10 protein-coding genes are annotated in these 11,748 nt (G+C 60.0%); 6 read left to right on the forward strand and 4 right to left on the reverse strand.

What is annotated here, in order from left to right; genetic code table 11:
• Positions 1 to 130: 130 nt before the first annotated feature.
• Both ABD833_RS13680 and ABD833_RS13685 read left to right on the forward strand, forming a co-directional pair.
• Positions 131 to 493, forward strand: a complete 363-nt coding sequence (locus ABD833_RS13680; RefSeq protein WP_345073728.1) for a PadR family transcriptional regulator — start codon at positions 131 to 133, stop codon at positions 491 to 493.
• A gap of 51 nt (positions 494 to 544) precedes the next feature.
• On the forward strand, positions 545 to 3,220 hold the full coding sequence (locus ABD833_RS13685; protein WP_345073729.1) for a GIN domain-containing protein: 2,676 nt from the start codon (positions 545 to 547) through the stop codon (positions 3,218 to 3,220).
• 197 nt (positions 3,221 to 3,417) lie between these two features.
• Here the strand turns inward: ABD833_RS13685 and ABD833_RS13690 are convergent, their stop codons facing one another.
• From ABD833_RS13690 to mce, 3 genes are all read right to left on the reverse strand, one after another.
• Positions 3,418 to 4,851, reverse strand: coding sequence for a CCA tRNA nucleotidyltransferase (locus ABD833_RS13690; protein WP_345073730.1), 1,434 nt, complete (start codon positions 4,849 to 4,851; stop codon positions 3,418 to 3,420).
• Between the two features lie 263 nt (positions 4,852 to 5,114).
• Positions 5,115 to 5,696, reverse strand: coding sequence for an L-threonylcarbamoyladenylate synthase (locus ABD833_RS13695; RefSeq protein WP_345073731.1), 582 nt, complete (start codon positions 5,694 to 5,696; stop codon positions 5,115 to 5,117).
• 290 nt (positions 5,697 to 5,986) lie between these two features.
• Entirely contained in the window at positions 5,987 to 6,394 is a 408-nt protein-coding gene (gene mce, locus ABD833_RS13700) for a methylmalonyl-CoA epimerase (protein WP_345073732.1), read from the reverse strand.
• A gap of 163 nt (positions 6,395 to 6,557) precedes the next feature.
• Here mce and ABD833_RS13705 point away from each other — a divergent pair, with 163 nt between their 5' ends.
• From ABD833_RS13705 to ABD833_RS13720, 4 genes are all read left to right on the forward strand, one after another.
• Positions 6,558 to 7,772 (forward strand): IscS subfamily cysteine desulfurase, encoded by a 1,215-nt coding sequence (locus tag ABD833_RS13705; protein ID WP_345073733.1) that lies wholly within the window; start codon positions 6,558 to 6,560, stop codon positions 7,770 to 7,772.
• 102 nt (positions 7,773 to 7,874) lie between these two features.
• Positions 7,875 to 8,291, forward strand: a complete 417-nt coding sequence (iscU, locus tag ABD833_RS13710; protein WP_345073734.1) for a Fe-S cluster assembly scaffold IscU — start codon at positions 7,875 to 7,877, stop codon at positions 8,289 to 8,291.
• A 132-nt stretch (positions 8,292 to 8,423) separates the two neighbouring features.
• Entirely contained in the window at positions 8,424 to 8,822 is a 399-nt protein-coding gene (locus tag ABD833_RS13715) for a hypothetical protein (protein ID WP_345073735.1), read from the forward strand.
• Positions 8,823 to 8,922: 100 nt separating this feature from the next.
• Entirely contained in the window at positions 8,923 to 9,249 is a 327-nt protein-coding gene (locus ABD833_RS13720) for a HesB/IscA family protein (RefSeq protein WP_345073736.1), read from the forward strand.
• An 81-nt stretch (positions 9,250 to 9,330) separates the two neighbouring features.
• Here the strand turns inward: ABD833_RS13720 and ABD833_RS13725 are convergent, their stop codons facing one another.
• Complete coding sequence (locus ABD833_RS13725) at positions 9,331 to 11,460, reverse strand: T9SS type A sorting domain-containing protein (RefSeq protein WP_345073737.1); 2,130 nt, start codon at positions 11,458 to 11,460, stop codon at positions 9,331 to 9,333.
• Between the last annotated feature and the right edge of the window lie 288 nt (positions 11,461 to 11,748).

An 11,748-nucleotide genomic window follows, 5' to 3' on the forward strand; every position in this document is an offset into this window, starting at 1 on the left:
TGCAGTAGTTTTTTACGAAGCCCCCAACCCGGCGGGCTGAGGGAGGAAAAATAAATTTTACTAGTACCTTGCGTCACATAGTACCTTCCATTATCTTTGTTTCATTCTTCACCGATTTCCGCCCAAGCCCATGAAAGTAGAGAACACCCAAGTGCAGATGCGGAAGGGCATCCTGGAGTTCTGCATCCTGGAAATTATTGCCCGGGGCGAGGTCTATGCGTCCGACATGCTCGAAGAGCTCACCGCTGCCCGCATGATCGTCGTCGAAGGCACGCTCTATCCGTTGCTCACGCGCCTCAAAAACGCCGGCCTGCTCGATTATACCTGGAAGGAATCCACTTCCGGGCCGCCCCGCAAATACTACACCCTCACCCAGATCGGCCAGGAGTTCCTGTTCCAGCTGCGCCTGACCTGGGACGAAGTATCGGACTCGATCCGCATCATCCGCCAGAAGCCTCACCCCAATGGTACCGACACCCTCCGGCCGCAGTAGCCGCCGGTCCGGTCCATTTCCCATGAGTCACTCTTGATTTGCAGTACTGAGATGAAAAAGAACATCAGCATCAACCTCCAGGGCCTTATCTTCCACATTGAAGAAGATGGCTACGACGTGCTCAGCCGCTACCTGGCGGAGGTGAAGGCACACTTTTCCGGCTACCGGGGGCACGAGGAAATCGTGGCCGATATCGAAGGCCGCATTGCCGAGCTGTTTGCGGCCCGCACTTCGGCCACCAAGCAGATTATCACGCTGGACGATGTGGAGGCGATGGTGGCGAAGATGGGCCGCGTGAGCGACTTTCAGAGCGCCGATGAGGCCGAGGAAGAAGAAGAAGCCCTGGCCGGCGGCCCCGCCGCCTACACCACCTACGCCGACGGGACCGGCAGCGCCGCGCCGGGCAACCCGGCCGCTCCCGAAGCCGATGGGCAGCCCCGCCGCCTGTACCGCGACATGGCCAACCGCAAGATTGCGGGCGTCGCGGCCGGTATTGCCCGCTACTTCGCCGTCAACCCGCTGTGGGTGCGGCTGGGCTTTCTGGTAGCGCTGCTGACGCGGCCCCTGCTGCGCAGCATCTTCCCCTTCGACGACGGCGACTTCCACTTCGAAGGATTTGACCTGGGCGGCGTGGCTTTCCTGGTCTACGTGGTGCTCTGGATTGCCCTGCCCAAGCGCTACGACGGCGTGCCGGCCAACGAAGACCCCACCTTCCGCAAGCTCTACCGCGACACGGACACGGGGAAGGTCGGGGGCGTATCGGCCGGACTGGCGGCTTACTTCAAGGTCGACGTGGTCGCCATCCGGATTGCGTTCCTGGTGCTGCTCTTCGCCGGCGGCTCCGCCATCCCCATCTACATCATTCTCTGGATTCTGCTGCCCGAGGCCAAAACCGTATCCGAGAAAATGCGGATGCGCGGCGACGCGGTAACGCTGTCGGGCATCGACACCAACGTGCGCAACAATGCTTTTACGGATGAGCCCGGTGTAGCTGCCGGGAGCGGTAACCGCCCCCTGGGCATGTTTCTGGAAGACCTGTTCCGCAATCTGCGGCCAATCCTGAACTTCATCGGCTCGGCCATCCGCATCTTTGCCGGGGCCCTGCTGATCCTGATTGGCCTCGCGCTGCTGGTGGGCTTCACCATCGCGCTGGCCGCCGGCCTGGGCTGGATTCCGGAGTCGCAGAACATTCAACTCGGCGACGTGCCCGCCCACATTCTGCTGCGGGGCCTGCCGGCCTGGTCTATCTTTGCCTTCTACATGGCCGCCGTTATTCCGGCCATCTCCCTGCTGCTGTCGGGCATTGGCCTGCTGTTGCGCCGCGCCGTGCTGACGCGCACCGTAGGGCTTTCCCTGCTGGGGCTGTGGCTGCTGAGCATCATTGCCTGCTCCCTGGCCTTTGCCCGCCTCAGCCACGACTTCCAGAACGAGGGCGAGCAGGTGCAGGTGCAGCGCTTCCCGGGCCTCACCGCACCTACCCTCTTCCTGGATACCCGCCACGTAGACCGCAGCAACGACCAGGACGTCGAGATTGAGTTTGTGCCCGCCGACAGCGCCCAGGTCCTGAGTGTCGACAAAACTTTCTCGGCCCAGGGCGCTACCGAAGCCGAAGCGGCCCGCACCGCGGCCACCTCCATTGGCTACACCGTGCGCCAGGCCAACGATTCGACCCTGATCTTCGACGACCACTTCTCTTTTCTGCCCGATGCCACCTACCGCGACCAGCGCCTGCGGCTCACCGTGCACCTGCCCCGCAACAAGTACTTCCGCATCAGCGAAGACCTCTCGTACTGGATCGGTAGCCAGAACTTCGTGAACGACCAGCGCCCGGAAAATCCCGAAGAGCACCTGTTCCGCCTCCGCGACAACCGCCTGGAATGCGTGGACTGCACGCCCGAAGAGCTACGCGACGACGACTTCGACAACAATAACAACGATGCTGACAGCACCGACGACGGGCTGAACATCGACACCGGCAACGGCAACATGCGGGTCCGCATCAACTCCGGTGATGAGAACGGCGACGACGTCGACGTGGACATCGACATCAGCGAATCAGCCTTTTCGGCCAACCCCGGCGACTACGGCACCAGCCGCCGCCGCTTCAATCTGAGCGGTTTCCGCCAGATTGAAGCCAGCGGAGCCTACCGCGTGTACGTCCGCCAGGGGCCTACCTTTAAAGTGGACGTGGCCGGCAACGACAAGGATCTGCGCAACCTGCGCGTAGATACCAACGACGACCAACTCGTTATTCAGCCCCGCCGCAGCTTTATGGCGGGCTTTTCCTTCAGCCGCAAGCCTGTTCTGGTGCGGGTGCAGATGCCCGACCTGCGCGGGCTGGATTTGAGCGGCGCCTGCCAGGCCAATGTAGCCGGCTTCAGCGGTCAGCCGCTGCGGGTGGAGCAGAGCGGCGCCTGCAATGCGGTGCTGAGCGTGCAGGTCCCCCGCCTGGCGCTGGACCTGAGCGGGGCCTGCCGCACCGATCTGCGCGGTTCCGCCACCGAGCTGAAGGTAGATGGCTCCGGGGCCTGCCAGATCAACGCCCTGAATATGCCCACCCGGCGCGCCGAGCTCGAGCTTTCGGGCATGAGCAAGGCCCGGGTGCGGGTGGCCGACCGCCTGCGGGCGGACCTGAGCGGAGCCAGCCGGGTAGAGTACGCCGGCAAGCCCGTCAGCATCCGGAAGGAGCTTTCCGGTTCGTCCCGGGTTTCCCCGATCTCCGAATAAGCGCGTGAGCTGAAAACTACTTTGCCGGAAGACAACCAATTTATCAGGCCCTTACGTAAGGAAGTATCACTCTAAGACGTTACGATGAAGCGCGTTACGCACTGCGTATTACTTGTCTTTCCGGAGAGTAAAGAAAGGACCGGGCACCCCCCGGGGCCCGGTCCTCATCCTTAGATCGTACACGCGAGAGTTTGGGTTCACGTACTGGTGAGTGAAAGGTGGCCCGGAGGAAGACCCTTTGCCTGACCCTGCTGCAACAGGTAGGCAAAGGCTTCCTCGAACTCGTTGCGGATCTTCCCGTCCAGAATAGCTTCCAGCACGGCGCTTTTCAGCTCGCCTACTTCCTTGGAAGGCTTCAGCCCAAAGGTTTCCATAATAACTTCCCCCGTAATCACGGGCCTGAAGTTGCGCAGGTGGTCCTTCTCCTCTACTTCCTTCAGCTTTTCCTCCACCACGCCAAAGTTGCGCAGGTAGCGCTCCTTGCGCTGGTGGTCTTTGCTCGTGATGTCGGCCCGGCAGAGCAGCATCAGCCGGTCGATATCGTCGCCGGTTTCGAACAGCAGTCGCCGCAGGGCCGAGTCGGTCACGGTTTCCTTCACCAGGGCAATGGGCCGCAGATGCAGGCGCACCAGCTTCTGCACCTGCCGCATTTCCTCGCCCAGGGGCAGTTTCAGATCCGTGAAAATCTGGGGTACCCAGCGGGCCCCCTTGTCCTCGTGGCCGTGGAAAGTCCAGCCCACGTTGGGGAAGTAGCGCTTGGTGGCGGGTTTGGCAATGTCGTGCAGGATGGCGGCCCAGCGCAGCCACAGATCGCCGCCGGCGTCCACCACGTTGTCGAGCACCTGCAGGGTGTGGTAGAAGTTGTCCTTGTGGGCGTGCTTGCCCACTTTCTCCACCCCGTAGAGCAGGGCCATCTTCGGGAAAATCAGGTGCAGCAGCCCGGTCTGAAACAGCAGCTTGAAACCGTAGCTGGGCTTCGGAGCCATGATAATCTTGTTCAGCTCCACCGTAATGCGCTCCTGTGATACAATCTTGATCCGGTCCTTGTTGCGGGCCAGGGCGTCGTAGGTATCGGGCTCGATGTCGAAGTTGAGCTGGGTGGCAAAGCGGATGGCCCGCATCATGCGCAGCGGGTCATCGGAAAAGGTAATGTCGGGGTTGAGCGGGGTGCGGATGATCTTGCGCCGCAGGTCGCCCATGCCGTCGTAGCGGTCCACCAGCGCGCCAAAATCCTCGGGGTTCAGACTCAGGCCCAGGGCGTTGATGGTGAAGTCGCGGCGGGCCAGGTCTTCCTCCAGGGTACCGGCCTCTACTTCGGGCTTGCGGCTCTCGGCCCGGTAGCTTTCCTTACGGGCCCCCACAAACTCCAGCTCCACAGTTTCGGTGGGCAGCATAGCGGTGCCGAAGTTTTTGAACACCGTTACCCGCGGGCGGCCTGGCAGCTTGCGTCCCACGGCCTGGGCCAGCTTAATTCCGTCGCCCACGCATACCACGTCCACGTCCTTGCTGGGCCGGGCCAGCGCCAGGTCCCGCACAAATCCGCCAATCACGTAGGCCGGGTAGCCCAGCTCGCCGGCGGCGGCAGCAATAACGTGGAACAACGGGTTTTCGGGAAGCTGCGGAGTAGTCATAGATGCAATGCGGAAAGCCAGGAAGTCGCAAAGGTAACGTCCCCATCGGTCATTGCCCGCTCCATTGTCATGGCCAGGAGGTACGACGAAGCAGTCCGTCTTCTAAAATGCACTCGTTTCTGTCAGCCCCAAAAGCCCCGACGGGTGCATACGTTGAGGCTTAGGAATGTAACGCGAAGTTCTACTTCGCGAAACGTTGCGCGCCAATTGTTGCATCGGCGCAGATGCCCCGCGAAGTGGAGCTTCGCGTTACTACCGCCAGCCTATGCCCGCACTACTTCCAGCCCGCCATCGGCCCGCACCCGCACCACCCGCGAGGGAATGGCCGGCGTGACGTCCTGCTGGCGCCAGCTCACCACGTAATCAGCTCCACGCACGAGGGCCGGGGCTACGTCGGCATATATTGCTGGAGCGGGTTCTCCGCTCAGGTTGGCCGAAGTCGATACCAGGCCATGGCCCAGACGGCGCAGCACTTTATGGCTGAACTCGTCGGTGCTGACCACCCGCAGGCCGATGGTGCCATCGGGGGCCAGCAGCTTGGCCGCCAGGTGGCGGCTGCCAGGCACGATATAGGTGGTAGGGCGCTCCTGCCCGGCCAGCAGCCCCGCCAGATTGGGCGGCACCACGGCGGCGTACTTGGCAAACATGGCCTCGTCGGCTACCAGCACAATGCAGGCCTTGTCGGTCGGGCGGCTTTTCAGCTTATAGAGGCGCTCCACGGCCGGCGGCACTTCCGCGTCGCAGCCCAGGCCCCACACCGTATCGGTCGGGTACAGAATCACCTGCTGGAGCAGCAGCGCGTCTACGGCAGCATCCACTTCCTGGCGAAAAAAATTACTATTCATGGTTGGGGGCTTGGTGGTTGGGGTCTTGGGTCTTGGGGCTTGAGGCTTGGGGCTTGGGGCTTGAATTTTTCTTCGCCGGCCCTTATTCGTCGGTCATCCTGAGCAGAGCGAAGGACCTTCCCCTTTGTCGCTGCCCCCCGCCATAATGTCCACACTCTGCAGCTGGGCGTGATAAAGGGTTTCGCTCATGCAAGAAAAATTTAAGGTTATCGGAGGAAGGTCCTTCGCAAGCTCAGGATGACAGACGACACAAAAACCCATCCCACCTCAACATCCAACATCCCAAGACCCTAAGCCCCCATATCCTGGCACAGCTCCACTAATACGCCGGCGGCGCTTTTGGGATGGACGAAGCACACCAGCTTGTTGTCGGCGCCGGGCTTGGGCTCTTCGCTCAGCAGCACGAAGCCCGCGGCCCGCAGCCGGGCCATTTCGGCCCGGATATCGGCTACCGCGAAGGCGACGTGGTGAATACCCTCGGGCTTTTTGCTCAGGTATTTCGTGATGGCGCTGTCGGGGGTGGTACCGGCCAGCAGCTCGATCTTCGAGCCGCCCACCCGGAAGAAAACCGTGTCGACGCCCTCACTGGCCACGTGTTCCTGCTTGTAGGGCGGCTGCCCCAATAAGGTCGTGTACAGGGCTGTGGCAGCTTCGAGGTCGTGGACGGCCAGGCCGAGGTGTTCGAGGTTGGCAAACATGAAAGTTGGGGTGGGAAACTGGTGGCTCCTATTTGGAATATATCTACTTTTGTGGGAGCAAAGTAAAACCAGTTCATCGGTTTTCGTGTTCTACCTACGAATCATTCTTCCCCCTGATTCCTCGGTTTCCCCTGGTTTTTCGCTGATTTACACCCTTCGAGCCATGCTCAAGCTTCCTATTTACCTCGACAACAATGCCACCACCCCGCTCGATCCACGGGTTCTGGAGGCCATGATGCCGTACCTGACTGATGTGTTCGGCAATGCCGCTTCGCGCAACCACCCGTTCGGCTGGGCGGCGGAGGAAGGCGTTGACTACGCCCGCGACCAGATTGGCGCACTGATAAACTGCGACCCCAAAGAAATTATCTTCACCTCGGGGGCCACCGAATCCGACAACCTTGGCATCAAGGGCGTGTTCGAGATGTACGCCCAGAAGGGCAATCATATTATCACCACTACTACCGAGCACAAAGCCATACTCGATACCTGCAAGCACCTCGAGAAGCTGGGCGGCCGGGTAACCTATCTGCCCGTCGACTCCGAAGGCCTCATCAGCCTCGCTGAGCTGGAAGCCGCCATGACGCCCGAAACGATTCTGGTGACCATCATGTACGGCAACAACGAAACCGGCACCATTCAGCCGCTGCGCGAAATTGCCGCTATTGCCCACAAGCACGGCGCGCTGTTCATGACCGACGGCACGCAGGCCGTGGGTAAAATTCCCGTTGACGTCATTGCCGATGGCATCGACCTGATGGCCTTCACGGCCCACAAGATGTACGGCCCGAAAGGCGTCGGCGCCCTGTATGTGCGGCGCAAGAACCCGCGGGTGAAGGTAACGGCCCAAATGGACGGCGGGGGCCACGAGCGTGGCATGCGCTCCGGAACGCTCAACGTGCCGGGTATCGTGGGTCTGGGCAAAGCCTGCGAGCTGGCCCGCCTCGAAATGGCCGCTGATACCGAGCGCCTGAGCGTGATGCGCGACCGGCTCGAGCGGGAGCTGCTGACGCTGGAAGAAACCTACGTGAACGGTTCCCGTGAGCATCGCCTGCCCCACGTAGCCAACATTTCCTTCACCTACGTGGAAGGCGAAGGCCTGATGATGGGCGTGAAAGACCTTGCCGTATCGTCGGGTTCGGCCTGTACGTCAGCTTCGCTGGAGCCATCGTACGTGCTGAAAGCCCTGGGCTTGAGCGACGACCTCGCCCACAGCTCCCTGCGCTTCGGCCTGAGCCGCTTCACCACCGACGAGCAGATTGACTACGCCATCAATCACGTAAAAGAGGCCGTCACCAAGCTGCGCGAAATGTCGCCGCTGTGGGAGATGTTTAAGGAAGGCATCGATTTGAGCAAAATCGAGTGGGCCGAACACTAAAATCAATGAGCAATTACCAATGAGCAATGAACAATGTAGTTCTGCTCGCTGGCTATGATTGCTCATTGCTCATTGATCATTGTACATTCAAGCAAAGCGCAAATGGCTTACTCCGATAAGGTAATCGACCACTACAGCAACCCCCGCAACGTGGGCACGCTGGATAAAAGCAAAAAGAACGTGGGCACCGGCCTGGTAGGCGCGCCGGAGTGCGGCGACGTCATGCGTCTGCAGATCGAGGTCGACGAAACCACCAACACCATCACCGACGCTAAATTCAAGACGTTCGGCTGCGGCTCGGCCATTGCTTCGTCTTCTTTGGCCACCGAGTGGCTGAAAGGCAAAACCGTGGATGAGGCCCTGGCCATCGACAACATGGAGATTGTGGAAGAGCTGGCCCTGCCGCCGGTGAAAATCCACTGCTCGGTGCTGGCCGAAGACGCCATCAAGTCGGCTATCAACGACTACCGCGTGAAAAACGGCCTGGCCGTGCTGGAAGCCGTCAAGGCCCACCATTAGTCAGTTGCCGGTTGTGAGTTGCCAGTTGCCAGTTCGCTTTGGTAGCCGTCAGAATAAACTCATAACTGGTAACCGGCAACTCGCGACCGGCAACTGGCAACTGGCAACTCATAACCGGTAACTGGCACCTGAATGGAAGACGTCCACGTTGAAAGCAGCCGGATTCAGCGACAGATTGCCGAGAGCCTGGGCCTGAGTCCGGGCGACCTGCTGTTTGAGTTCCGGCAGCTCGACGGCCGGGTGCGGCTCGACCTGATTACGGTTAACCCTCGCCACCACCAGAGCTTCCTGTTTCGCTACGAGGAAGGCCACGACAGGCCCGACGTCCTGCGCCGTATGCTGGCTTACGTGAAAAACTCGCGCGATACGGAAAGCTCCTACACCATTCAGTGGCGCACCCGTGGCGACCGGGAGCTGCAAACCTCCTACTTCCGCGCCCACAACGCCTACGAAGCCCTTGACAAGCTTTACTACGGCCGCGATCTGAACACCATTACCGTATTCAGCGTCGTGTTGAATCCATCTTCTTAGTTGTTGGGATCTTGGGGTCTCAGTTTCCTGTTCCGGTAACACCAATCAATGGAAACCAGAACGGCAGCCAAGACCCCAGGACCCTAAGACCCCAACCACCATGATTACCGTTTCTGATAAAGCCAAAGATAAAGTTGAAAGGCTCATGCACGATGCCGAGCTGGACGCTACCTACCGGCTGCGGGCCTCGGTGGCCGGCGGCGGCTGCTCGGGCCTGTCCTACAAGCTCGACTTTGACAACGAGGTAAAGCCCATGGACCAGGAGTTCGAGGATAAGGGCGTCCGGGTAGTGGTCGACATGAAAAGCTTTCTGTACCTGGCCGGTACCGAGCTCAACTTCTCGGATGGTCTCAACGGCAAGGGTTTCTACTTCGACAACCCCAATGCCTCCCGCACCTGCGGCTGCGGCGACAGCTTCTCGGTATAGCTATTTAGCTTCCCCCAACGCCCAAAAAAGCCTCATCTGGTAGCAGATGAGGCTTTTTTGGGCGTTGGGGGAAGCTTTTTTTCACTCGCGCGTGAAGCGCTGTACCCGCCGCTGGCCGGCGTTGGTCAGCTCCAGCAGGTAGCTTCCGCCCGGAACCCGGCTTAAATCGATGGTACGGCCACCCTGAGTCTGGCCCGAGAGTACAGCCTGCCCTTGGCTGGTGTAGATCCGGTAGGAGAGCCGGCCATCAACCGGGGGCAGCGTGAGGTAACCCGCGCACGGGTTGGGATATACGGCCTTATCCAGCCCCGCCAGACCATTGGCGGCCACCACGGCCACGGGTGAATGCGTTTGGGTGCCATCGAAATCGACTTGGCGCAAACGGTAGTAGGTCAGCCCGGTGCTGCTGCTCTGGTCGGTGAAGGTATAGGTATGCGCGACCGTGGTAGTACCATGCCCGGCTACGGTGCCCAGGTCACGAAACGCGCGGCCATCTTCGCTGCGCTCGACAACGAAGTGCTGGCTGTTCTTTTCGCTGGCAGTAGTCCAGTACAGATTGACGGCGCTACCCTGCCGGCTGGCTTTGAACGCCGTCAGTTCCACGGGCAAGGGGTTGGTGCCGGCCCCGTTGGCCAATACGGTGCTGGCCAGCACAAAGTCGCCCAATTGAGTGAAGGCAATGCTGGACGTAACCTCCCCGGCAAAGTAGGTAGTGCCATTGATGCCGGGGTTGCAGGTCCCCCCCTGACTCACCCAGGCAGTACCCGTACCGCGGGCCACGCGCAGATTGGAAGCGGCATCAACCTGATCATCCAAATTGAAGCTAAGACGGATGCTGCAGTTAGTAAGCGTCGTAGCTCCGCTGCTGGTCAGGTTGTAGTACCGCATAGCCGAGACCCGCTGCATACCGGCCGAGATAATGCGCACCGGGGACGGGCCTTCAAACTGCTGGGCCGTGTAGGTAGTAGTGGTGCCGGCACTCTGCGTAAGCGTAAGCGCAAGCGGACGGTAGGCGGTGCCCGAGCCAATCGGAAACACCAGGGCGGTGCTGGTGGCCGAGGCCAGGGCACGCGTGAGCGCGCCGTTCACGAAGCTGTTCACGCTGCCCCCCGTGAAGCCGGCGCCGGCGGCCAGGGTCAGTCGGTTGCCGGCCGTGGTAGTAAGCCGGCCATTGGTAAGCCCCAGCGTGGCGAACACCGTCAGGGGTCGGCTGAGCGTCACCCCCGCCGGATTATTGATATCGAGCACCGTATTAGCCCCCAGGGCCAGTGCGCCGGCCCCACTGATCGTCTGGGCAATAGTGCCGTTGAGGCCGACAACGAGGGAACTCGTCCCCAGCGTAAGGGTACCATTCGTAATTTTCAGGTGATTTTTGATATTCAGGGTGCCACTGTTCAGCGAGACCGAGTTCTGGAACTCCAGATTGCCAAACGTCCGTACGATGCTGGTACTGGCGGCAAAATCCCCGGCTTTGTACACGTAAAAGCTACCCTCCGAAAAGATAGTGGCATTGCCCGAGCCACCCAGCGGGCTGCTTCCACTGTTTTGCGTATAGGTTGCTCCGGCGTCGAAGATGGCCGTGCTGGGCGTGGTGCCGAAGGCAACACCCGCTGCGCCGGTATCCATCAGAAAGTTACTCCCCGCCAGAAAAGTGATGCTGCCTGCCGACCCGGTAAGGCGGTGTTGGGAATTCAGATTGGCGATATCACCACTTGCCGTATTAACAAAGGTAAGCGCCCCGGAAACAGCCGCCTTGGCATCAGTACCCAGCGTTACGACCAGGTTGTGGTTGGAACTGCCGGCGCTGAGCGTGACTTTTGAGTTGCTGGTAATAAGAAAGTCGTCGCCGGCACTCCCATTGATGGTAACAGTCCGATTACTACCCAAGGCCAGCAAGGTGGCGTTTACGCCATTGATAAAGTGCATCTGGCCAACAACGTTAGCATTTGGATTAACATTTGGATCAAAATATGGAACGGTAACGACGGGGGCACTGGCCCCCAGGACGCTTCCATCGAACACCAGGATGTCGGTTTCCAGTGCCGTGCGGCGCGTTGGCGACCAGTTAGCGCCCCCGTTGAGGTTACCATTGGCAGTGCCAGGAGCGCCTGTCCACGTGTAGACTTTCTGAGCCTGGGCCGTGATAGATAATAGAACAAGTAGCGCCAGTGCCGGCAGGAAGGCAGAGAAGCCGAAGATCCTGGTTTTCATAAAATTGAGAGTAAAATGAGAGAATTAACGATTGAAATATAAACAGAATAAAGTGTAGTATCCTATTAATAGTGTACAAAAAAATAATAATAGCCATAATATAACCTGGATTGATCCTCTGTTCCTAAACACAAGGGTTCTGCTGGTTCCTGTGGGCTCCTGGGCGCTACTATAGGTCGGCACGCCCGGCAGGCCGGGGCTCCCCACTCTCCTGGCTGGATACAGTATTCCGGAAATCACTCTACTCCCGTATCCACCAAGGGAGCCTTACCCTGGTGGACTGGCCAC

The organism is Hymenobacter fastidiosus (genome assembly GCF_039539565.1).
In the GTDB taxonomy this organism is placed as follows: domain Bacteria; phylum Bacteroidota; class Bacteroidia; order Cytophagales; family Hymenobacteraceae; genus Hymenobacter; species Hymenobacter fastidiosus.

Coding starts and splice junctions, on each gene's coding strand:
- mce (WP_345073732.1), bottom strand. CDS start 6,394: ATGTTTGCCAACCTCGAACACCTCGGCCTGGCCGTCCACGACCTCGAA.
- iscU (WP_345073734.1), top strand. CDS start 7,875: ATGGCTTACTCCGATAAGGTAATCGACCACTACAGCAACCCCCGCAAC.
- ABD833_RS13715 (WP_345073735.1), top strand. CDS start 8,424: ATGGAAGACGTCCACGTTGAAAGCAGCCGGATTCAGCGACAGATTGCC.
- ABD833_RS13705 (WP_345073733.1), top strand. CDS start 6,558: ATGCTCAAGCTTCCTATTTACCTCGACAACAATGCCACCACCCCGCTC.
- ABD833_RS13690 (WP_345073730.1), bottom strand. CDS start 4,851: ATGACTACTCCGCAGCTTCCCGAAAACCCGTTGTTCCACGTTATTGCT.
- ABD833_RS13720 (WP_345073736.1), top strand. CDS start 8,923: ATGATTACCGTTTCTGATAAAGCCAAAGATAAAGTTGAAAGGCTCATG.
- ABD833_RS13695 (WP_345073731.1), bottom strand. CDS start 5,696: ATGAATAGTAATTTTTTTCGCCAGGAAGTGGATGCTGCCGTAGACGCG.
- ABD833_RS13685 (WP_345073729.1), top strand. CDS start 545: ATGAAAAAGAACATCAGCATCAACCTCCAGGGCCTTATCTTCCACATT.
- ABD833_RS13680 (WP_345073728.1), top strand. CDS start 131: ATGAAAGTAGAGAACACCCAAGTGCAGATGCGGAAGGGCATCCTGGAG.
- ABD833_RS13725 (WP_345073737.1), bottom strand. CDS start 11,460: ATGAAAACCAGGATCTTCGGCTTCTCTGCCTTCCTGCCGGCACTGGCG.